General features: G+C 37.2%; 22 protein-coding genes. 1 reads left to right on the top strand and 21 read right to left on the bottom strand.

Translation table 11 applies throughout. From position 1 onward, the window contains the following. Positions 1-4 precede the first annotated feature (4 nt). The 6 genes from rnc to MOO47_RS06745 are packed head-to-tail and all read right to left on the bottom strand — an operon-like array spanning position 5 to position 6,126. Positions 5-691 carry a ribonuclease III gene (gene rnc / locus MOO47_RS06770; RefSeq protein ID WP_249512696.1) on the bottom strand — a complete coding sequence of 229 codons (687 nt, stop codon included), beginning with the start codon at positions 689-691 and terminating at the stop codon, positions 5-7. Positions 692-716: 25 nt separating this feature from the next. Further along, on the bottom strand, positions 717-959 hold the full coding sequence (acpP, locus tag MOO47_RS06765; RefSeq protein ID WP_249512695.1) for an acyl carrier protein: 243 nt from the start codon (positions 957-959) through the stop codon (positions 717-719). Positions 960-980: 21 nt separating this feature from the next. After that, a complete protein-coding gene (gene plsX, locus MOO47_RS06760; RefSeq protein WP_249512694.1) occupies positions 981-1,979 on the bottom strand; it encodes a phosphate acyltransferase PlsX in 999 nt (332 codons plus the stop codon). A 12-nt stretch (positions 1,980-1,991) separates the two neighbouring features. Further along, complete coding sequence (gene recG, locus MOO47_RS06755; RefSeq protein ID WP_249512693.1) at positions 1,992-4,016, bottom strand: ATP-dependent DNA helicase RecG; 2,025 nt, start codon at positions 4,014-4,016, stop codon at positions 1,992-1,994. A 49-nt stretch (positions 4,017-4,065) separates the two neighbouring features. After that, complete coding sequence (locus MOO47_RS06750; protein ID WP_249512692.1) at positions 4,066-5,745, bottom strand: DAK2 domain-containing protein; 1,680 nt, start codon at positions 5,743-5,745, stop codon at positions 4,066-4,068. A 15-nt stretch (positions 5,746-5,760) separates the two neighbouring features. After that, positions 5,761-6,126, bottom strand: coding sequence for an Asp23/Gls24 family envelope stress response protein (locus MOO47_RS06745; RefSeq protein WP_249512691.1), 366 nt, complete (start codon positions 6,124-6,126; stop codon positions 5,761-5,763). A 187-nt stretch (positions 6,127-6,313) separates the two neighbouring features. On the opposite strand from MOO47_RS06745, the gene rpmB reads away from it, so the two are divergent. Continuing rightward, complete coding sequence (gene rpmB, locus MOO47_RS06740; RefSeq protein ID WP_249512690.1) at positions 6,314-6,499, top strand: 50S ribosomal protein L28; 186 nt, start codon at positions 6,314-6,316, stop codon at positions 6,497-6,499. A gap of 33 nt (positions 6,500-6,532) precedes the next feature. Here the strand turns inward: rpmB and MOO47_RS06735 are convergent, their stop codons facing one another. From MOO47_RS06735 to xseA, 15 genes are all read right to left on the bottom strand, one after another. Then, a complete protein-coding gene (locus tag MOO47_RS06735) occupies positions 6,533-7,177 on the bottom strand; it encodes a thiamine diphosphokinase (RefSeq protein ID WP_249512689.1) in 645 nt (214 codons plus the stop codon). Then, entirely contained in the window at positions 7,164-7,835 is a 672-nt protein-coding gene (gene rpe, locus MOO47_RS06730) for a ribulose-phosphate 3-epimerase (RefSeq protein ID WP_249512688.1), read from the bottom strand. Before rpe ends, MOO47_RS06735 begins: the two co-directional genes overlap by 14 nt. A 5-nt stretch (positions 7,836-7,840) precedes the next feature. After that, a complete protein-coding gene (rsgA, locus tag MOO47_RS06725; protein ID WP_249512687.1) occupies positions 7,841-8,731 on the bottom strand; it encodes a ribosome small subunit-dependent GTPase A in 891 nt (296 codons plus the stop codon). Position 8,732: 1 nt separating this feature from the next. Next, on the bottom strand, positions 8,733-10,676 hold the full coding sequence (gene pknB, locus MOO47_RS06720) for a Stk1 family PASTA domain-containing Ser/Thr kinase (RefSeq protein ID WP_249512686.1): 1,944 nt from the start codon (positions 10,674-10,676) through the stop codon (positions 8,733-8,735). Next, on the bottom strand, positions 10,669-11,424 hold the full coding sequence (locus MOO47_RS06715; protein ID WP_249512685.1) for a Stp1/IreP family PP2C-type Ser/Thr phosphatase: 756 nt from the start codon (positions 11,422-11,424) through the stop codon (positions 10,669-10,671). The genes pknB and MOO47_RS06715 overlap by 8 nt, the downstream gene beginning before the upstream one ends. Positions 11,425-11,427: 3 nt before the next feature. Continuing rightward, positions 11,428-12,798 (bottom strand): 16S rRNA (cytosine(967)-C(5))-methyltransferase RsmB, encoded by a 1,371-nt coding sequence (gene rsmB, locus MOO47_RS06710; RefSeq protein WP_249512684.1) that lies wholly within the window; start codon positions 12,796-12,798, stop codon positions 11,428-11,430. Further along, complete coding sequence (gene fmt / locus MOO47_RS06705; protein ID WP_249512683.1) at positions 12,752-13,696, bottom strand: methionyl-tRNA formyltransferase; 945 nt, start codon at positions 13,694-13,696, stop codon at positions 12,752-12,754. The genes rsmB and fmt overlap by 47 nt, the downstream gene beginning before the upstream one ends. 3 nt (positions 13,697-13,699) lie before the next feature. Continuing rightward, positions 13,700-16,075 (bottom strand): primosomal protein N', encoded by a 2,376-nt coding sequence (priA, locus tag MOO47_RS06700; protein ID WP_396022031.1) that lies wholly within the window; start codon positions 16,073-16,075, stop codon positions 13,700-13,702. 58 nt (positions 16,076-16,133) lie between these two features. Continuing rightward, positions 16,134-16,418: a DNA-directed RNA polymerase subunit omega gene (rpoZ, locus tag MOO47_RS06695; protein WP_249512681.1), complete on the bottom strand. Its 285-nt coding sequence runs from the start codon at positions 16,416-16,418 to the stop codon at positions 16,134-16,136. Between the two features lie 2 nt (positions 16,419-16,420). Continuing rightward, positions 16,421-17,038 (bottom strand): guanylate kinase, encoded by a 618-nt coding sequence (gmk, locus tag MOO47_RS06690; protein WP_249512680.1) that lies wholly within the window; start codon positions 17,036-17,038, stop codon positions 16,421-16,423. A gap of 94 nt (positions 17,039-17,132) precedes the next feature. Beyond that, positions 17,133-18,809, bottom strand: coding sequence for a DNA repair protein RecN (gene recN, locus MOO47_RS06685; RefSeq protein WP_249512679.1), 1,677 nt, complete (start codon positions 18,807-18,809; stop codon positions 17,133-17,135). A 12-nt stretch (positions 18,810-18,821) separates the two neighbouring features. Next, positions 18,822-19,649: a TlyA family RNA methyltransferase gene (locus MOO47_RS06680; RefSeq protein WP_249512678.1), complete on the bottom strand. Its 828-nt coding sequence runs from the start codon at positions 19,647-19,649 to the stop codon at positions 18,822-18,824. After that, positions 19,646-20,539 carry a polyprenyl synthetase family protein gene (locus MOO47_RS06675; RefSeq protein WP_249512677.1) on the bottom strand — a complete coding sequence of 298 codons (894 nt, stop codon included), beginning with the start codon at positions 20,537-20,539 and terminating at the stop codon, positions 19,646-19,648. Before MOO47_RS06675 ends, MOO47_RS06680 begins: the two co-directional genes overlap by 4 nt. Continuing rightward, positions 20,532-20,783 (bottom strand): exodeoxyribonuclease VII small subunit, encoded by a 252-nt coding sequence (locus MOO47_RS06670; RefSeq protein ID WP_249512676.1) that lies wholly within the window; start codon positions 20,781-20,783, stop codon positions 20,532-20,534. Before MOO47_RS06670 ends, MOO47_RS06675 begins: the two co-directional genes overlap by 8 nt. After that, on the bottom strand, positions 20,776-22,113 hold the full coding sequence (xseA, locus tag MOO47_RS06665) for an exodeoxyribonuclease VII large subunit (protein WP_249512675.1): 1,338 nt from the start codon (positions 22,111-22,113) through the stop codon (positions 20,776-20,778). Before xseA ends, MOO47_RS06670 begins: the two co-directional genes overlap by 8 nt. Positions 22,114-22,115: the final 2 nt, after the last annotated feature.

The raw sequence follows: 22,115 nt of genomic DNA, 5'->3' as shown, positions 1-22,115 counted from the left end.
CCTCCTAATTATTGTGTAAAACATCTAATTGACGCTGAGCAGCTTGTTGCTCGGCATCTTTTTTGCTGTGACCAGTACCTTTAGTTAATGCCTTGCCATCAACTAAAAGCTGAACGGTAAAATCAGTTTCGTTCTCAGCTACCACTTGGTAATTGATATCTACATCACCATTTTGCTGCAGTTCTTCTTGTAATTCAGTCTTGAAATCATTTCCCGAACTAAATTGTCCCGCATCAATATGTCGATAGACCGTCTGTTGCAAGAAAGCTACTACTTGAGCATTGCCTTGATCTAAATACAAAGCGCCCATAAAAGCTTCAAAAACATCTTCTAATAAAGTATCACGATTGCGAGCACCAGCTTTTTGTTCACCATTACCTAAACGAATAAACTCTGGCAAACCAACTTCACGACAAAATTGCGAGAAACTAGCAGTACAAACAATATCTGCACGCAATTTAGTCAGGCGACCTTCAGGCAATTGCGGAAACTTTTTAAAAATGTATTCAGAAACATTTAATTCCAATACGGCATCACCTAAAAATTCTAGGCGTTCGTAATCTTTCACATGCAATTCACGATGTTCATTGGCATAAGAAGAATGAGTCAAAGCTGAATGTAATAAACTAATATCTTTAAAGACGATATTATAGCGATCTTTTAATAGATCAGCTAGTTTTCGATCGTTCAATATTAACTCCTTAATAAAATTATCTTTATTTTTGTTGCGCGACAATATAATCGACAGCTTGTCCAACAGTCTGGATTTGTGCCGCCTGTTCATCAGGAATTTCAGCACCAAAATCGTCTTCCAACTCTAATTCAAATTCCACCATATCAATGGAATCAGCGTTTAAATCATTTTGAAAATTGGTTTCCGCTGTAATTTGTGCTTGATCAACATTAAAGCGTTCACTCAACATTTGTGTAATTTTAGCAAATACCTGTTCTTTATCCATTATTATTAACCTCTAAAATATTTATTTATGTTCTTGATCAAAGTATTGAATAACTTTATCAAGCATTCTCTTATTATACATCATTCTCAATTGCACCAAAGCATAATAGACAGTTCGGGCGTCAGAAGATCCGTGTGATTTAACAACCGGTGCTTTAACACCCATCAAGACTGCTCCGCCGTATTTAGAGACATCAAAAGTATCTTTAATGTTAATTAAAGCAGGTTTTGCCAAAGCAGCACCTAATTTAGCTTTTAAGCCATTATTCAACAAAGCATTCTTCAATTCAGAAACCACTAGCTTAGCAGTACCTTCGATAGATTTCAAAACTGCATTGCCGGTAAAACCATCCGTCACAATGACATCAGCTGACCCTTGCAACACATTATCTGCTTCCACATTCCCCACAAAGTTAATACCTTCCAACTGGGATAACTGTTGATAAGCTTCTTGATGCAAACGATCCCCTTTATCGAATTCGCTACCATTATTTAGCAAAGCAACGCGCGGATTAGTTATTTCTTCCACTTCACTAGCATAAAAAGAAGCCATGATTGCCCACTGTTTCAAATAATCCACTTTAACTTCTGCATTAGCGCCAGCATCTAGCAAGACAAAGCCATGATCACCAGCAATAATGGGCATCGTTGGCATTAAAGCTGGACGTGAAATATTTTTCAAACGTCCAATAATAAAAATACCAGCAGCTAATAAAGCTCCAGAATTACCTAAAGAAGTCATCGCGTCAGCTTGTCCATCCTTGACTGCTTGAGCTGCCAAAACCATTGAAGAATCTTTCTTTTGGCGAATTGCTTTCATCGGTTCGTCAGTCCCTAAAATTTGGGTTGTCGTATGCATAATTGTAATTCGCTCATCATTATCCAAATATTGCTTAATTTGTTCTTGATCACCGAATAAAATAAATTCCAAATCGCTAAATTCATCGCGAGCTCGTTTAACTCCTTCCACTACTACTTGTGGGGCATTATCGCCACCCATAGCATCAACAGCTACTTTCATTTGCTTTCCTCACTAATCTATATTGTTTGTCTGTGTATTACTTATATATGATTTCAAAATTGGATAATCCATTAATTTTTGATCACTTTGAAACAAGTGTCGTGCTTCTTGATAGGCGATGTCCAACATTTTAGCGTCAGCTACAGGATCACCAATCTTAAAAGCCGGTAAACCAGATTGATTATCACCAAAGAAATCACCGGAACCCCGTAATTCTAAATCTTTTTGAGCTAACCTAAAACCGTCTGTCGTTTGTGTCATGATTTTCATGCGCTGTAGAGCAATTTTATTGGTGGGGTCACTAACTAAAATACAGTAAGAAGCTCGTTGACCACGTCCAACACGTCCACGTAATTGATGCAATTGTGACAAACCAAAACGCTCAGCATTTAAAACTACCATAATAGAGGCGTTGGGCACATCAATACCTACTTCAATGACTGTCGTTGCAACTAAAATTGCAATTTCTTGCTTTTGAAAGGCAGTCATAATTTGTTCTTTTTCTATAGTCGTCATTTGTCCATGCAATAAACCAACTTTTTGATTCGGAAATAAATCAACTAATTTTTGATAAATATCCTGTGCATTAGCTAAATCAATCTTTGAAGAATCAGCAATCAACGGTGCAACTACAAATACTTGCGCCTTTTGCACTAACTGTTCGCGCAAAAAATGTTTCACTTGACCTAACTTATTGAAACGTAGCCAAAAAGTGGTGATTTGCTGCCGTCCCTGAGGTAATTCATCAATCAGTGACAAATCCATCTCGCCATAATAAGTAATCGCTAAAGTTCGCGGAATCGGTGTTGCAGTCATCAATAATAAATCTGGATTAATACCCTTTTGACGCAATGCTTTCCGCTGCTGAACACCAAAGCGATGTTGCTCATCAATAACCACCAAACCTAACTGAGCATACTGGACATCTTTTTGAAAAAGTGCTTGCGTACCAATAATACAATTATAGCGTCCAGCTTGAATAGCAGCTAGACGCTGTTTACGTTGTTTGGCCGTCAGCGAGCTGGTTAGTAGAGTAGTAGTTACTTGAAATTTTGCCAGCAAAGGCGCTAATTTTTTAAAATGTTGCTGTGCTAAAATTTCCGTTGGAACCATCAATACCGCCTGAAATCCAGCTGTCACGGCTGCAAACATTGCAATCGCTGCTACAATAGTTTTACCGCTGCCAACATCACCTTGCAAAAGCCGATTCATCGGTTTAGATTGCGCCATATCGCGTAAAATTTCTGTCAAAGCACGTTGTTGAGCTGCTGTTAAAGAAAAATCTAAAGAAGACATCAACTGCTGAACATATTCTTCATTATATTGTTCACTAACTCCTAGATCTGAAGTTTTAGCGTTTTTCAACTGGCACAAACGTGCACTGTACAAAAAAAATTCCCTAAACTTAGCACTTCTACGTGCTAAACGGGCTTGCTCCAAATTCTCAGGAAAATGCATCCATTTAATTATATTTTGTTCTTTTAAAAGTTGATATTTTTGTTGCAATACCACCGGTAAAGGATCTACCACCTCTGTCAAGCTTAAATCTATTGCTTGTTTAATAAGTTTAATTAGTGTCTTTTGGGGCACTTTTTTATTAGTCGGATAAATTGCATCAACACTAGCACCAGTAAGATTATCATTAGCTAAAATTTTGATACCAGTCAAAGATTGCTTAGCTAGATTCCATTGACCATAGATTAAAATTTCCTGACCAGCAGTAACTTTCTGCTTGAGCCACGGCTGATTAAAAAAAGTCACCGGTATACTCTGATTATCAACTAACAAACGCATAATTGTCAACGTCCGCTTATTACCTAAACGTTTCAAAATAGCGGGACTAGCAATTACCCCTTGTAAAACAATTTTTTCTTGGTCGTTAGCTTCTTTGGTAGATTTAATAACTAAATCTTCATACCGCCTTGGAAAATAATACAGCAAATCTCTGACGGTTATAATTCCTAGTTCTGCTAACGCTGATTGCAGTTTCGGACCGACACCATTTAAATGAATAACCGATTGTCCAATTGCTTGCATACCCAACTCCAAAAAAAGACGACTAATGTCGTCAATACTAAATTGATGATTATTCTACAGCTATCAAATAAGGATAAACTGGTTGATCGCCTTGATGAATTTCCACTTCTAAATCGTCAAAAGCTGTTTCAATATCCGCAGCAATTTGTTCTGCAATTGCTTGTTCACCAGTTTGTCCAATGATAATAGTAACTACTTCACTATCACCATCAACCATTTTTTGCACCATCGCAATGCTAACTTGTACTGCATCAGAACCATTAACGACGATCTCTCCATCGACAATACCGATAACGTCATTTTCTTTAACATGCAAATCACTAATCACACTATCACGAACAGCTTGCGTGATCTGACCACTTTTAACATCAGGTAACGCTTCAGTCATATTTTCTTGATTAGTCATCAAATCAGCAGTTTGATCAAATGAAAGTAACGCCGTCATACCTTGCGCAATCGATTTACTAGGGACGATTTGCGTGGGAATATCAACAACCTCTTGTGCTTGTTGGGCAGCCATCACTATATTGCCATTATTGGGTAGCACTAAAACACGCTGCGCATGGCTATTATTAATCGCATCAACAATATCTTGTGTTGAAGGATTCATTGTCTGTCCACCACTAATAATCGTCGTCACACCTAAACTAGTAAATAATTTTTCTAAACCTGCTCCTGAAACTACAGCAATAATTGCGTAGTCCAATTCTTTAACTGGCTGTCTTGTTGGTACAGAATCATCATCATTTTCCACAATGGTCTCATGTTGAATACGCATATTATCAATTTTAATTTTGGATAGATTACCAAAACGCTTTCCATATGCAAAAACTTGCTGTGGATGCTGTGTATGAACATGAACCTTAACTACTTCGTCATCAGCCACTACAAGCAAAGAATCGCCAATATTTGCTAAATAGTTGCGAAATTCTTCATATTGGAAAGTGTCACTAGTAGTTGGATCTACACCCAGTTGCACCATCATTTCTGTACAAAATCCATTATGAATATCACTAACTTCAAACTGCGCCTGCGCTGATTGATGATGTGCCGCGTTTAACATGTCATCCATTTCGGATTCATTAGGTTGGTATACTTCAGCATCACTTACTTGCCCACCTAAAGCTTGTAAAAATCCTTCATAGACAAATAATAAGCCTTGACCACCAGAATCAACCACGCCAACTTCTTTTAAAACCGGTAACAAATCCGGCGTTTTAGCTAAAGCCTTCTTAGCACCTGCAACAGCTGCTTGCATCACACTTAATACATCAGCATCTTGTTGTGCCACAACCTGAGCAGCTTCACTAGCGCCACGCGCAACTGTTAAAATAGTACCTTCAACTGGTTTCATCACTGCTTGGTAGGCTGTCTGTACCCCGCCAACTAATGCCTCTGATAAATCCGTAGCTGTTAACTGAGATTTTTGTTCTAGACTTTTGCCAAAACCACGAAAAATTTGCGATGTAATCACTCCTGAATTACCACGAGCACCCATCAATAAGCCTTTAGATAAGGCTTTTGCCAACTCACCAACATGTTCATAATCAGCTTCATTAACAGCTTTATAGCCTGATTGAAAGGTTAAATTCATATTTGTTCCGGTATCGCCATCAGGAACAGGAAAAACATTTAAAGAATCGACAAATTTCGCATTTTGGTCCAAACGATGCGAACCTATGCGAATCATATCCTTAAACTCATTTGCCGTAATTTTCTTCACTGACACCAGCTATTCCTCCAATTAATCCGCTTCTAAAATTTTAACACCTTGAACTATTACATTCACTTTAGCCGTTGGCGCTCCCAACATGGTTTCTAAATTATATTTCACCCGATTTTGCACATTACGACAAACCTCTGAAATTTTAACGCCATAGCCGACGATAATGTAGACATCAACCACAGTATCATCACCTTCTTGGCGCACCACAACACCGCGAGTATAATTATCTCGATTTAAAATCATATTCATTCCGTCACGAATCTGACTTTTACTAGCCATCCCGACAATGCCATAAATATCAGTTGCTGCCACTCCAACAATTGAAGCAATCACTTCGTTAGAAACAGCAATATTTCCGTATTTTGTTTTAATAGATACTGCCAAAGAACAACACCCCGATCTGTAATCGTATCATTAATAAATTTTATCATAGCCTATTCATTTGTAAAAGAACAACTAAAAGTGTCAAGCAAAATTACTTGAATTATAACTTGCGTTCTCTGATAGTAAATGGTAACATATCTAGCGTATTGTACATGTAAAAGTATTACAGGGCAAGGAGGTTTGTCCCATGGCAAAAGATATTATTACAGGACGCAAAACTACTTTTGGTAATAAACGTTCGCACGCTTTGAACTCTTCTAAGCGTTCTTGGAAAGCTAATTTACAAAAAGTGCGTATCCTAGTTGATGGTAAGCCAAAACGCGTTTGGGTTTCTACACGGGCTTTAAAGTCTGGCAAAGTTACTCGCGTCTAAATAAAAAAGTCGCTTAAAGGCGACTTTTTTATTTTACCCTCGACTTTGAATCACCGCCATGACACCATCAGTGAATGCAAAATCAACTGGTGCATAACCCACGAATTCATTGCTAGCGAACGATATCGGACGTGCTAAATTAGTCGATTTCAAAGGATATTTGGCTCCTTGAATAGTAAAATTATTCACTGGTACTAGGTTCACAAAAGCTAAATAATCCATATCAGCTATTTTGGTTAAAGTGTATCTACCTGGTGTAAAATATGAGATCACATTTTGCCGATCAATAATTTTCAAGCGTCCAATATCGCTCTCAGAGCTTAGATCCAGCGGCAACAATAAATTCACCAGCTCATGATCTAAACGCCCGCCGGTAGCACCATAAATTAGTATTTGTTGTGCTTTCAAGTCAGTTAAAGCTATGTCTAGTGCTAACTGCGAATCTGTATAATCTTTAATAGCATTGGCGTAACGAATATCATTAACTTGCAATTCCATTAGATTTTTTTCTAATGGTGTCAGCGAATCAAAATCACCAACACTAATTTGAGGCACAATATTTTGTTCCAATAACACTAAATTACCATGATCTGCTCCTATCCAAGTCTTGCCATGCAACATAGTTAAATCAGGAATGTTGGTGGTATTGCCTCCCAGCATCAATCTAACTGTTTTCAATGACCAAAACCTCTTTTAGGCGCGCAATTTGTTGGGCAATATCATGGTCAAATACATAAGATCCAGCAACAAAAATTTGTGCACCTGCCACTTTACAAAGTTTAGCTGTTTGCTCATTAATACCTCCATCAACTTCAATAGTATAAGTATAATCAGCATTTTGCTTGCGTAATTGTGCCAACTTTTGAATTTTTTGCGTCATCGCATAGATAAACTGCTGTCCACCAAAACCAGGATTGACACTCATCACTAAAACATTATCCACTAAAGGCAATAAGGGCGCGACACTGCTGATTGACGTTCCTGGATTAAGCACAATTCCGGCTTTAATTTCCGCAGCCTGTACTTTTTGGATAGCACGATAAATGTGATTAGTACTTTCTACGTGTAAGTTGATTAAATCAGCCTGGTCAGCAATTAATTCATCTAGATAATTTTCAGGATTAATTGTCATTAAGTGAACATCAAGCGGCAATGATGTAATTTTGCGAATAGCTTGTACAAAACTCGGTCCAAAAGATAAATTTGGTACAAATACCCCATCCATAATATCAATATGAAACATCTGTGCACCGCCTTGAATTGCAGTTTGCAAATCACGATGTAAATTCAAACGATCCGCACTCAGAATTGATGGTGCAATGACATCAAAATTCATTATTTTTACCTCCGTTTTTTCGACTTCTTTTGATAAGTTGGACGAACTTTTGCAATTTCTTCATGGAATTGCTGATAATTTTGGTAACGACTGGGCAAAATATCACCGGATGTAACAGCTTTTTTAACAGCACAATCGGGTTCATTCAAATGTAAGCAACTACGATATTTGCAATCACTAGCATAATATTGCAGATCCCGAAACAAATTAGGCAATTGTTCTACAGTTATATCTTGAAATTGTAACGAAGAAAAACCAGGCGTATCAGCAATTAGACCATTTTGAAAGGGATATAGCGTTACTAAGCGTGTAGTATGCTTACCTCGATTTAAGCTGGTCGAAATACTGGCAGTTTTTAATTTAAGTTCTGGTAACAATTTATTCAATAATGTCGACTTGCCAACACCAGTCTGTCCGGTAACGACTGTTTCTTGGTCACCTAAAACAGCCATAAAATGTTTTTCTTCTATTTCTGATTGGTGACTAGTAAAAACTTCATAGCCACATAGATGATAGTAATCAAGTTGCTGTTTAATATCCACTAATTGTTCACTAGATAATAAATCCGTTTTACTCAAATAAATAATTGGTTTAATATTTTTCGACTGTAAAATGACGATGAAACGATCTAATAAATTAGTCGAAAATTCCGGTTCCGTGGCTGACACAACAACTAAAGCTTGATCAACGTTAGCAATTAACGGACGTGCAATTTCGTTACGTCGTGGATGAATATTCAACAAATAGGCATTGTCAAAATCCACCCAGTCACCAACTAAAGGCTTAATTTTGCGTTGTCGAAAATTACCACGTGCTTTTGTGGTGACAATTTTTTTGTCGGCAGTTTGAATATAATAAAAACCACTATTTGAATTAATAATTCTTCCTGTTTGCATATTAATTAGCCGTCACTGTCTGCGATACGATTGTTTGCCCATCACGTTCAATTATATATTGTCCCACTTGTCCATGATTTAATTGAAAATTAAGAGTAACTGGCGTATCCGCTGTAATAGTCAAATTTTGGTAAACATTGCTTAAACTATGGTTCGCATCTTTTAAATAAATTTTCACCTGATTATTGCCACTAGAATTAGCATTGTTATAAGGAATATTAACAGTCTGTGCTACATTTTGTAAATTATCATTATTATCAGTGTCATTGGAATGATCATTAGGAACTGGAGTACTTTTATTGCCTAAAGAAATTGTTACTTCCAGTTGTGAACCTCTTAAGACTGTAGTACCTGGACTAGGATTTTGCTCAATAACTAATCCCTTATCAACAGTCGCGGAAGGTGCATTTTTAACAATTAACTGCAATCCCTCTTCATTAGCATAATCTTGCACTTCGCGCAAATTATAACCAACTAGGTCCTTAATGACAAAACCATAATTCTTTTGTCCTAAAGAAACTGTTAACTTAATAATCTTATTTTGAGCAACCTTTTGGTGTTTGCTGGTAGAAGGTGATTGTTTTACAACTAACCCAGCTGCTACTTGATTAGAATATTGATGCTTTTTTTGCACTCGAAAACCGGCATGTTGCAATTTTTTCTTGGCATCATAATAGTTTAATCCTTGCACATTGGGAAGTTTTTTTAAGGTAGGTCCTAGGCTTTTAACCAGTTTAATCTTAGTGCCCTTTTTTAAGTGTAACCCTTCGGCAGGTGCTGAACGAATAATTCTACCTTTAGCGACTTTAACATCATGTATACCAACGACTTGTTGTACTTTTAACCCTGAATTTCCTAAGACGGTTTGTGCTTGCGCTTGTGTTAAATTAGCCACGTCTGGAACAGTCACTTCTCTACGTGGATACCAAAATAAACCAACCAATAAAACAACTAGTAAAACAAGCAATAACCATAATCGCCATTTCTTAAAGGGTTTTTTAATTTTAGAATTATTACTTTGGGGAACAGTTTGCTCTGCAGTCAAATTGGGCAAAACTTTTGTTTGTCGATTGTCAACTGGCTTATTAAGCGCTGATAACGGTAACGGTGACTCCTTACTACGAGCAGGATCTAATGATGTTTTTAAATCCTGTGCCATTTCTTGCACCGATTTATAGCGTTGTGTCAGATCTTTAGCTGTTGCCTTACGTACCACGTTCTCCAAAGCCTGTGGAATATCGGGATTTATTGCACGCATATTAGGTAATTGATCATTGAAATGCTGTAAAGCGACCGCCATTGCGTTATCACCATCAAATGGCAACTTCCCCATTAACATCTCAAACAAAATAATTCCTAGTGCATAAATATCTGAACGCTGATTAGCTTGTGCTCCACGCACTCTTTCTGGTGCCATATAATGAATTGAGCCTATCGTCGTATCTGACTGCGTAATCGACTGATCTCCCAGCGCCAAAGCAATGCCAAAATCTGCCACTTTAGCATGTTTTTGCGGTGTTAAAAGTACATTTTGTGATTTTAAATCACGATGAATAATGCCATGATTGTGTGCTACAATAACACCTTGTAAAATTTCTTCCATTAGACTGACAACTTCAGGCAAATCCAATGGATAATGTTGCCGCAAATATTTTTTCAAGCTTGGACCGTCTACATACTCCATCACAATATAAGAGAAATCATCATCACCTACATCTAAAATATTAACAATGTAAGGACTGGATAATTTACTCATAGCTTGCGATTCACGCTTAAAGCGCTCTTGAAATTGCTTATTGTCAGTCAAATCAAGTCTTAAACTTTTTAAAGCTACTTTGCGATGCAAGAAAGTATCCTCAGCTAAATAAACATTAGCCATGCCACCTTCACCTAAGGTATCTAAAATTCTATAGCGCCCCGCAATTAGATCACCTTTGTTAATCATTACCTTGCACCTCATCGTCATCATTTATTGCAATGACTAGCGCTGTAATATTATCCAAACCGCCGGCTTGATTGGCAGCATTAACCAAAGCACTACATTTTTGCTTGACAGTTATCGATTTTTGTAAAATAGTTTTAATTTGCTGGTCATTTATCATGTTGGTTAAGCCATCACTGCATAATAAAATCTGCGCATTTTTAGGTACATCAAAAAAGCCAAAAGTTGGCTGAACACCTGAGGAAACACCCAAACTTTGAGTAATTACGTTTTTATTAGGAAAATCTTTCGCTTCTTGTGGCGTAATTTCGCCAGCAACTAACAATTCATTAACTAATGAATGATCAAAACTCAGCTGTTGCAAATGAGTAGCAGTCAATAGGTAACAACGACTATCGCCCACATTAAAAACCAGCATTTGCTGATCCACAATAAAAACACCTACAATAGTAGTTCCCATACCTGAAAGTTCTGTTTTTTCTTGTGCAGTTTGTATGATCCGTTCATTTTCCGTTGTTAAAAAATCGTTGGCCCAGCGGGCAATTTGGTGTACATCTACCAAATCAGTTTGCTCAAAAACTGTGCCAAAATGATTGATAACCATATCAGAAGCTACGTCACCACCACGATGCCCCCCCATACCGTCAGCTACAGCAGCAAAAATAACTCCAGCTTGATTACGATACACTTGAACATAATCCTGATTACTTTGCCGCCTACGGCCTACATCAGTGCTAAAAGCAATTTGCATTATTTACCTCACTTTTTTCAAACAAGCAATGAAAAAGCCATCTGTTTGATAATCATCCGGATATATTTTAATAAAACCATCACGTTTAATTGAAGGCAAATCGTTCATCGTTTTCACCGGAACTAACTGAAAATCAGGATGTTTAGCTAAAAATTTGGTAATAACCTGCTGATTTTCAACATCAAAAATTGTACAAGTACTATAAACCAACAATCCATTGACTTTCAATAACGGAGCTACGGCTTCTAAAATATCACTTTGAATTTTGGATAGATTTTGACAATCAAACAAATCACGCTCATAACGTATTTCAGGCTTTCGTCGCATTAAGCCAAAACCCGAACAAGGTGCATCAACTAAAATACGATCAAAACTCGCTGCTTCAAACTCATTACCAACTTGCCGCGCATCTAAAGCTTTTGCTTGTATTTTCTCCAGCAAGCCTAAACGTTTGGCATTTTGTTCAATCAACTTGACCTTCTTAGCATGTAAATCTAAGGCAATAACTTGACCTTCAGAACCAAGATAACTAGCAATTTGAGTAGTCTTGCCACCAGGAGCCGCACAAGCATCCAAAACTCGACTATCAGATTGCAGCTGTAAAGCTGGAGCTACTAACATAGAACTTTCATCCTGAACCGTACAAAAACCAGCTTGAAACCATTGCGTTCCTGCAGCAAAACCATGCTCACCTACTAATCCTTCAGGTGTTAACTGACTTTGAGTAGTCGACAAATCATCTTTATCTAACTCTTGTTGCAATTCATCAACAGCTATTTTAGCAGTATTAACACGAATAGAAGTTTTTGGCGGTTGATTTAAGCTCTTCAAAATTGACTCGGTTTTAACTAAACCAACTTGTTGTTCCAGTTGCTCTACAATCCAATATGGAATACTATATTCGATACTCAAACGTGTTTTTGGTGCCAAAGTAGAAAAACTACGCCACTTATGACGTTGCAAATTGCGTAGCACAGCAGTGACTAATTTACTAAGACCAATGTTACCTAATTCTTTAGCAATTTGAGTTGCCTCATAAAAAATAGCGTGTGCGGGAATTTTGTCCAAGTAGACCATTTGATATACTGCAACTCGCAATAAATTTTGCACCCACTCGGCTATTTGTTTGCCTTTTAAATAAGGTTCCAAATAATAATCCAAGGTCAATTTATGTTGCAAAACGCCATACACTAACTGCACCATTAGTCGCTGATCTTTGTCACTAAATTGCTGTTCGTGGACAGTTTGATTAATTAGTAAATTGGAGTAACCTGCACCTTTTGTTACTTGCGTTAAAATCTTAGTTGCCCAGTAACGCGGATTATTGTTAGTCGATGATGTGATCGCCAATTTGAATATCCTTTCCTTTGCCATTCAAAAAAGCAGCTATCGGCATATTTGATTTGCCAGCTAGTTGAATTTCCGTTAAAAATAATACAGTTTGATCACCTGTAGCGATACCTAATTGCTTTTTAGTACGTTCAACCACAGTACCAGGTGTAGCAGTCGTTTTAGCGGTGCCAATTACAGTTTGATAAATCTTGGTACGGACACCGTTTAAATTCAAGTAAGCACCAGGATTCGGATTTAATCCTCTAACTTGACGATTAATTATTAATGCTGATTTAGTAATATCAATTTTTTCTTCTGCAGCAGAAATATTGGGTGTTACTGTAACTAAAGATTCATCCTGCACTTGCCGGTCATTAGTGCCAGCAATAATATCTGGTAAGACTTGCAACAACAAATCCCGACCGATTACACTTAATTTGGCGAATAAATCACCTGTCGTATCCGTTGGCAAAATATCAATAGCTTCTTGAGCAATCATGTCACCAGCATCCATTTTAGCTGCCATATACATAATAGTGATACCTGTTTGCTGATCGCCATTCATGATAGCTCTTTGAATCGGTGCACCGCCTCGATTACGTGGTAACAAAGATCCATGCACATTAATTGCTGCGATTTGAGCAGAATTCAATAATTTAGTTGGTAAAAATTGTCCAAAAGCTGCCGTAATAATCAAATCAGCTTTTAAAGATATTAGTTGTTCCATTTCTGGACTACCACTAATTTTTTCCGGTTGCAAAACCAAAAAATCATGCTCTTGAGCATATTGTTTAACTGGCGAACTATGCAACTTTTTTTGTCGGCCAACAAGATGATCAGGTTGCGTAACAACTGCAGCAATTTCATAGCCAGCGTCAACTAAACCTGCCAAAACTGTTTTAGAAAAATCCGGTGTACCCATAAAAATTATTTTTGTCATTTTTTACTCCAATTGTTGAGCTTCGTTGTCAATTGCCACTAAGAAGCCTCTTTTTTGATAACTCTGAACCTCATTCAATAATTGGTGCAATGCGGTAAATAACTGCTCATTTTGTCGATATTTAATTATAATTTGATAATAATAACGCTGTTTGATACGTCCAATTGGCGGTTGCGTGGGCCCCAATAATTGCTCACGTGTCTTTAAAACCGGCTTAATTTGTTTAATTATATTATAAGCCATCTTCAAGGCTTGTGCTTGATAACGATGCGACACAGTAACTTTAATCAAATAAAAATAAGGCGGATAAGCTGCTTGATGTCGAAATTGCATTTCACGCTGATAAAAAAGCTCATAATTTTGCTGAGCTGCCAATATGATCGCTGCATTATCTGGATTATAAGTTTGAATAAATACCCGGCCTGCTTTTTGCGACCGACCAGCACGACCACTAACTTGGGTTAATAGCTGAAATGTCTGCTCACTAGAACGAAAATCATTCACATTTAAGCCCGTATCGGCATTTATGACTCCTACTAAAGTCACATTAGGAAAATCTAACCCCTTGGCAATCATCTGCGTTCCTAATAAAATGTCACCTTGCGTCGCAAATTGTCGCAATAATCGTTGATGGGAACCTTTTTTAGTGGTCGTATCATTATCCATACGAATAATTTTGGCATCAGTAAACATTTGTTGCAATTGTTGCTCAATTTTTTGCGTACCAGTACCGCTATAACGCAACTTAGTACTTTTACATTGACGACATTGGTGCTCAATAGCACGCTTAAAACCACAATAATGACAAACTAAATTATGTTGTTGAAGATGCACGGTTAATGACACATCACAGTTAGGACATTGTGGCACAAAACCGCACTGACGACACAGAACAAATGAGGCAAAACCGCGCCGATTTAAAAGTAAAATTGTCTGTTCCTTGTTTTCTAAATTCAAAGCAATAGCTTTAACCAAAGGCTTAGACAATTCTAGCTGCTCTGTTAAATTTTCACTTTGACGCATATCAACTATTTCAACTGGAGGGAGTTCTTGATTAGCCACACGATGGGGCAATTGTACAAGTTGATAGACTCCTTTTTGCCCCCGAGCACGCGATTCCAAACTAGGTGTGGCACTGCCTAAAATAACTGTACAATTATGGTAACGACCGCGCCACAAAGCAACCGAACGCGCATGATATCGAGGATTATCATTTTGCTTATAACTAGTTTCATGTTCCTCATCAATAATGATGACACCTAAATTAGTTAAGGGTGCAAACACCGCTGAACGTGCTCCCACCACTACTTGTACTTGTTTAGCTTCAATTTTCGACCATTCATCATAACGCTCACCTTTAGACAAACCGCTGTGTAAAACTGCTACAGCGCTCCCAAAACGACCGCGGACTTGTTCAACCATCTGTGGTGTCAAAGAAATTTCCGGTACCAACATCAAAGCAGTTTTACCCTGCTTTAAATAATGTTCAATAGTTTGGAGGTAAACTTCCGTTTTACCACTACCTGTGACTCCTTCTAGCAAAACCGGTTTTTTAGCATTAATAATTTGTTGTAAAGCATTATCTTGCTCTGCGGTTAATTTTTTGGCAGTTGTCTTTGAAATTGGCTCACTATTAGGATTACGTAAAACTATTTCTTGTTTTTTAGTAAACCAATGATTATTTACCGCCTTATTAATTACAGAACGATCAATGTGATATTGTTGTTGCAACTTAGTAAAACTAATTTTTTTTAGTGTAGGGTTGCAAAACAATTCAATCAGCTGACGTTGTCTTTTGGCTCTTGTATTGATCGTCGTTAAAAGTTCGGCATAATCTAAATCTGCTCGCATCAAAAACCATTGTTGAACGTGTTTAGCTTGATCCTGTACCTGATATTTTAGGGTGATCTTATTTTCTTTTTGCCAAATGACAATTTGGCGTTGCGTAGCTAAAGACAATTTATCGTCAAGGATTAACTGGTTTTGCCCGTTAAAAAAAGTTGATTTTTGTAGTGTTGGATCTTGGGCAACAGCTATTTTATGATATTTAGCTCGCATGACATTAGGTAACATTGTTTGCAAACAAGAAATCCGAAAAGCAAATGACTGGTATGCTAACCAACGTGATAGATCTAATAATTCAGTATTCAATACCGGTGCGAAATCTAAAACATGATCAATAGCCTTAGCTTGCTTAGCAAAAGAACTAGTATTACTAGTTGTAATTACAAAACCTTGCACTAGCCTTTGACCGCGACCAAAAGGAACAGCTACCCGTATCCCCGGGACAACAGCTTGTACCAAAGCATCTGGGACAATGTAGTCAAAAGTGTGGTCCGTTTGTTGAGTAGGCACATCAACAATTACTTGCGCGTACAAATTTGCCACCTCTCTAAAAAAAAAGCTCCATTAGATTAATCATCTTAATGGAGAAAAACTATTCGTCATCTGTTAAATCTTCAGAACGCTCACGTTTTGTTTCTTCAATTAAGTCAACTTCCTCAGCGACTCTTTCCGACAAAATCGATTTTGGATCAACTTTAACTTTACCATCAGCAATCTCTTCTAAAGCTTTGCCTACATAACGTGGTGACTCATAACTAGCTAACATTTTAGAATCGCCATCTTCAATTTCATGAGCTCTTTTAGCTGATAAAACAGCTAAAGAATAACGTGAATTCACACTATCTAATAATTTATCAATCGAAGGATAAGAAATCATTATTATTTGTCTCCAATCATTTTATAATAACTCCCAATAACGCGGGGCACTCGCAAATGCTCACTTTTAATAATCTGTTCAATACGCTTCACAGCTAAAGAAACTTCATCATTAACTACAGCATAGTCATAGTTTGACATCATTTTTATTTCTTGTCTAGCTTTTTCCATGCGCTTATCAATTGTAGTTTGATCTTCAGAACCGCGTCCAGTTATCCGACTCCTTAGACTAGCTAAGTCAGGTGGTGTTAAAAAAATAAATACCCCATCTGGCATTTTTTCACGCACTTGCATGGCACCATTAACCTCAATTTCTAAAAAAACATCTGTCCCATTAGCCAAGGTTTCTTGCACTCGTCGCAATGGCGTGCCATAATAATTGTCCACGTATTTAGCATATTCTAACATACCGCCATTTGCAATTTCTGCTTCAAATGACTCTTTACTACTAAAAAAATAGTCTACGCCATCTTTTTCCCCAGGTCGAATGTTGCGTGTTGTCATCGAAACTGAATATTCAAACTTGATATTGGAATCTTGCAACATCGCTTTACGAACCGTTCCTTTACCAACACCTGAAGGACCGGATAACACAATTAACATACCTTTTTCCAAAGACATACTGACACCCTTTTAGATAAAATATTTACCTACTATAGTGCAACAATTAGCATCTTTTTTCAAGAGTAGTAATCTTCATTAAATAAGCAATCTTCTAATGTTGCGCTAACCGTAATAATTCTTGCGCATGTTGGCGCGTCAATGCAGTAACTTTAGTTCCTTCAAGCATTTGCGCAATAACCTCAACACGTTGTTTTTGATCTAGGGGAATAACTTGTGTTTGCGTTTTTTGCCCAACGACCTTTTTTTGTACTAAATATTGTTGTTGACTGTCAGCTGCCACTTGCGGCAAATGTGTAATACATAGAACCTGCATTTGATCAGCAAGTTGACGCATTTGATCACCAATAGCTTGAGCCACACGTCCGCTAACTCCGGTATCAATCTCATCAAAAACTAGCGTTTCAACATGTTGGTATTGTGCCAATATAGTTTTTAAAGCTAACATAATACGCGCTAATTCACCACCAGAAGCAATTTTCGCTAAAGGCTTAAAATCCTCTCCAGGATTAGTTTGTAGATAAAATTCCACAGCTTGATTACCCATATTAGTATAATCTTGCGGCGTAAAATGCACTTCAAATAATGTTTTATCCATGTACATTGACTTTAATTGTTGCAAAATCAATGCCGTTAATTGGTGCGCTACTTTTTGACGTTGTTCAGTCAAAGCTACAGCCTGCTGGGCCAAATCTTTTTGAACACTTTCTAATTGCTGTTGCAAAACTTTCGGATCTTGAATCTGCTGTTGCAAAGTTTGCAGACGTTGCTGGGCAGCTTGTCCAAAAGCAAGTACCTCTGGCAATGTAGCACCATATTTTTTTTCTAAATTATTAATTAATTGTAAGCGTTGTTCAACTTCCTCTAACTGCTGACTATCAAAATCTTGCTCATCCAATTGTTGTAAAATCTGATCTTGGCTATCTTGTAAGTCATAATAAGCGCCTGACAATTGCGACGCCAGACTAGCGTAAACTGAAGCAAACTCACTAATAGACTGCATTTGCTTCACTAACTGCCCTAATCGTTCGACTAAATTACCATCATTACCACCCAATTCATTATAAATTGTTTGTAAAACTTGGTTGATTTTTTCAAAGTTAGCTAACTGTAATTGCTGCGCTTGTAAACGCTCTTCTTCATCTGGTTGCAAATGAGCAGCGGTAATTTCTTGAACTTGAAATTGCAACATATCAATTTCTTGTGCCCGCTGGCGGGCATTAGTTTGTACTTGTGTTAATTGCTTTTTTAATGAGCAATAAGTGGCGTACGTAGTCTGATATGTTTTTAACAAAGGATTAATTTGCTGATGACCAAATTGATCTAATAATTCTAAATGGGTGGCAGGATCTAATAACCGCTGACTTTGATTTTGCCCACTTAAATCAATTAAATAGCGTCCTAAACGTCTTAAAGTTGCTACAGAAACTAATTGGTCATTAATCCGACAAACATTGCGACCATTTTTATGCAGTTCACGCTTCACAATCAAAGTATTATCACTAAAATCTAGCCCGAGATCTTGACACAGCCCACTAATTGTCGCTTGATTAACCGTATCAATTGTAAACATTCCTTGAACAACAGCTTTTTGTGACTGCGTACGAACATACTCGCTCAAACCACGGGTTCCAACTAATAATCCTAGAGCATCAATAATAATTGATTTACCGGCACCAGTTTCACCAGTTAAAGCAGTTAAACCATTTTCAAAGTTGACATCAATTTTTTCAATGATTGCAAAATCTTGAATAATCAATTCTTGTAGCACGATTTACCCCCATTATTTGGATTTTAATTGCTGATGAGCATTTTGAATAACTTGATCAATATCAATATGCTCATCAATTTTGCCCTGTTGTTGCGCCAATTTCAAATGAATTAAAAATTCAATATTGCCTTCACTACCAGTAATCGGTGAAAAATCCAAACCTAAAACATCATAATTATGGTCAATGGCAAATTCCACAATCTCATTTAACACTGCTTGATGGACTTTAGGGTCACGGACAATCCCATTTTTTCCAACTTTCTCTTTACCAGCTTCAAATTGTGGCTTAATTAAACAAACAGCATCATGTTCGGGCAATAAAATTGCTTGTAATGGTGGCAAAATCAATTTCAAAGATATAAAAGACACATCTGTCATTGCAAATTCAGGTAAGCCTAAATCAAAGTCAGTTGGCTTACTATACCTAAAATTAACACGTTCCATGACTTGAACACGATTATCAGTACGTAATTTCCATGCTAATTGATTATAGCCAACATCTAAAGCATAAACCCCACGAGCTTTATTTTGCAGAGCAACATCCGTAAAACCACCCGTGGAAGCTCCAATATCTAAACACAACTTATCTTGTAAGTTAATATCGAACACTTCTAAAGCCTTGACTAACTTAAAAGCACCACGACCGACAAAATTAGGATGCTTACTAACCTTTAAATGCAAGTGACTATCACCAGCAATTTTTTCACCGGGTTTATCTAATCGTAAATTGACGTCATTATAAACTTCACCAGCCATAATGGCACGCTTAGCTTGTTCGCGCGATGCAGTCAAACCTTGTTCGACCACTAAAACATCAACCCGCTGCTTTTTAGTATTCATCCATTCGACTCCTTTAATTCAAAGTACGTTAAAGTTGAATCCAAAACACTATTTTGCAAATCAATTGCTGTCAATTCAGCATGAGCAGCCTGAACTAAACTTCGCAATTGATCGCGTGCTTGCGTTAAGCCCAATAGTTTTGGATAAGTATTTTTACCAGCAGCAATGTCTTTTCCTACCGCTTTACCCATTGTTTGACTATCACTAGTTAAATCCAATAAATCATCAAAAATTTGAAAAGCAAGTCCAAATTTTTGTGCGAAATTGATCAAATGCCGTTGTATATTAACATCAGCCTGAGCACAAACAGCACCCATCTGTACAGCTGCTGTGATTAAAGCGCCAGTTTTTTGACGATCTAATTGTTGGATTTGTACTAGTGATAACTGTTCGCCAGTATGCACAATATCAGTCATCTGACCAGCAACCATTCCCTGAGCACCAGCTTTTTCAGCCAATATCTTAACCAAGCTCGTTTGAATTGCTGACGTTAAATTATTATCTGTCAACCATAAAAAAGCTTGCGTCAACAAAGCATCTCCGGCCAAAACCGCCCGACCGACTGTAAATTGGCGATGATTAGTTAATTTTCCTCGACGATAGTCATCATTGTCCATCTCTGGCAAATCATCATGAATTAAAGAATACGTATGAACTAATTCCAGCGCACCAGCAATGCGAAAATATGAAGTTAAATCCCGCCGTGGACAAAGGGAACTCAAAGTAGCTAAAAATAGTAACGGTCTCAGTCTTTTGCCACCAGCATTTAATGAATAGAGCATACCTTCTTGTAATTCCGGATTGACAACTTCCTTGCTTAATTGCTGCTGCAAATAAGCATTGAAATCTGACAAATATTGATCTTGTAATTTTTGAAAATTTTCATTCATCTGTTTCATCTCGTTTATCATCAGCAGGTAAATTAAAAGTAGAAGTTCCGCCATCTTCATCCACAACTTGTGTAAGCTTGTTTTCAGCTTCTGTCAAAGTTTGTTCTAATTTTTTGCTTAATTTAACACCTTTTTGAAATTGATCCATCGCTTTTTCCAACGGAATATCACCTTGTTGCAATTGCTCAACAATTTGTTGTAACTCATTTAAATTATCTTCAAAACTCTGCTTTTTTTCAGTCATTTTTTTCTTCCTCAACTTGTACTACTTGTGCCTTAATTATTCCATCACTTAATCGGATTTGCAGTTGTTGTTCTGTCTTAACATCAGCTACTTTGGTTAAAATTCGTTCTTCTTGTTGAACAACAGCATAACCACGTTTTAAAGTCTTTAAAGGGCTCAAATCATCTAAACCACTGACTAATAATTGACTGTTTTGACGGCAATGCTTTAAATAATTACGATAATAATCTAATAAATTTTTATTATTATTCATTACCAATTGTTGACGATAACTAAGATCAGGCTGATAATGTCGTAAACTTTGCTGCAGCAATTGAAACTTTTGATTATTTTTTTGCACGATTTGCGCAAATTGATTGCCTAACTTGACCGTCAATTGATCTACACGTTGTAAATAATCTTGATATAAACGGCGCGGATTTTGCAATAGATAATTATCTTGATAAAAACGCAAATGTTGGCGTTGGCGTGCTAAATAATTTTTTAAAATTTGAAACAATTGCAGACGTAGGTTGCGGATTTGTAAAATTAGATCTTGTAAAACCGGTGTGGCTAATTCTGCTGCCGCTGTAGGTGTTGGTGCCCGCAAATCAGCCACATAGTCAGCAATTGTCGTATCTGTTTCATGACCAACAGATGAGATCACAGGAATCGATGAATTTAAAATTGCTCGTGCAACACGCTCTTCATTAAATGGCCATAAATCTTCTATCGAACCACCACCACGACCAATGATAATCGTGTCAAAGTCACCTTGTTGATTAACTTGCTGTAAGCGTTCTACTAAGCTATTAGCAGCACTTTCCCCTTGAACTTGCGCAGGAAATAAAACAATTTGTGCAATGGGAAAACGTCTTTGCACAGTTGTTATAATATCACGAATTACGGCACCCGAAGCACTTGTAATTACTGCAATGCGTCGTGGAAATGACGGAATAGCTTTTTTAGGTAGCGCAAAAACACCTTCAGCTTTTAACTTAGTTTTTAATTGTTCAAAAGCTTGATACAATGCACCAACACCATCAGGTTGCATTTGTTCAACATAAATTTGATATTGTCCGTTGGCTTCATATAGCGATACATAACCAACCACTAGAACCTTCATCCCTTCTTCAGGACGAAATTTAATTTTTTGAAAAGCATTTTGAAACATAATAGCAGAAATTTTGGCATGTTGATCTTTTAAAGAAAAATATTGATGTCGTGGTCGAAGACGAAAATTGGAAATTTCGCCTGTTAAATAAACCCGTTTTAAATACGGATCAGCAGTAAATTTACGTTTCAAATATTGCGTCAAAGCACTAACAGTTAAATAATCATTTACACCCATAA

It is taken from the genome of Bombilactobacillus thymidiniphilus (assembly GCF_023380245.1).
Lineage (GTDB): Bacteria > Bacillota > Bacilli > Lactobacillales > Lactobacillaceae > Bombilactobacillus > Bombilactobacillus thymidiniphilus.
The sequence above is the reverse complement of the archived record's forward strand: the minus strand, read 5'-3'. Positions and strand labels throughout refer to the sequence as shown.

What these genes read in the sequence shown, in the direction of transcription:
- rpe (WP_249512688.1), bottom strand. Translation starts at nt 7,835, where the DNA reads ATGAATTTTGATGTCATTGCACCATCAATTCTGAGTGCGGATCGTTTG.
- plsX (WP_249512694.1), bottom strand. Translation starts at nt 1,979, where the DNA reads ATGAAAGTAGCTGTTGATGCTATGGGTGGCGATAATGCCCCACAAGTA.
- MOO47_RS06675 (WP_249512677.1), bottom strand. Translation starts at nt 20,539, where the DNA reads ATGAATGAAAATTTTCAAAAATTACAAGATCAATATTTGTCAGATTTC.
- fmt (WP_249512683.1), bottom strand. Translation starts at nt 13,696, where the DNA reads ATGACAAAAATAATTTTTATGGGTACACCGGATTTTTCTAAAACAGTT.
- pknB (WP_249512686.1), bottom strand. Translation starts at nt 10,676, where the DNA reads ATGATTAACAAAGGTGATCTAATTGCGGGGCGCTATAGAATTTTAGAT.
- rpoZ (WP_249512681.1), bottom strand. Translation starts at nt 16,418, where the DNA reads ATGATTTCTTATCCTTCGATTGATAAATTATTAGATAGTGTGAATTCA.
- rsmB (WP_249512684.1), bottom strand. Translation starts at nt 12,798, where the DNA reads ATGGCAAAGGAAAGGATATTCAAATTGGCGATCACATCATCGACTAAC.
- recG (WP_249512693.1), bottom strand. Translation starts at nt 4,016, where the DNA reads ATGCAAGCAATTGGACAATCGGTTATTCATTTAAATGGTGTCGGTCCG.
- xseA (WP_249512675.1), bottom strand. Translation starts at nt 22,113, where the DNA reads ATGGGTGTAAATGATTATTTAACTGTTAGTGCTTTGACGCAATATTTG.
- rsgA (WP_249512687.1), bottom strand. Translation starts at nt 8,731, where the DNA reads ATGCAAACAGGAAGAATTATTAATTCAAATAGTGGTTTTTATTATATT.
- rpmB (WP_249512690.1), top strand. Translation starts at nt 6,314, where the DNA reads ATGGCAAAAGATATTATTACAGGACGCAAAACTACTTTTGGTAATAAA.
- gmk (WP_249512680.1), bottom strand. Translation starts at nt 17,038, where the DNA reads ATGTCTTTGGAAAAAGGTATGTTAATTGTGTTATCCGGTCCTTCAGGT.
- MOO47_RS06715 (WP_249512685.1), bottom strand. Translation starts at nt 11,424, where the DNA reads ATGCAAATTGCTTTTAGCACTGATGTAGGCCGTAGGCGGCAAAGTAAT.
- MOO47_RS06670 (WP_249512676.1), bottom strand. Translation starts at nt 20,783, where the DNA reads ATGACTGAAAAAAAGCAGAGTTTTGAAGATAATTTAAATGAGTTACAA.
- MOO47_RS06680 (WP_249512678.1), bottom strand. Translation starts at nt 19,649, where the DNA reads ATGAATACTAAAAAGCAGCGGGTTGATGTTTTAGTGGTCGAACAAGGT.
- acpP (WP_249512695.1), bottom strand. Translation starts at nt 959, where the DNA reads ATGGATAAAGAACAGGTATTTGCTAAAATTACACAAATGTTGAGTGAA.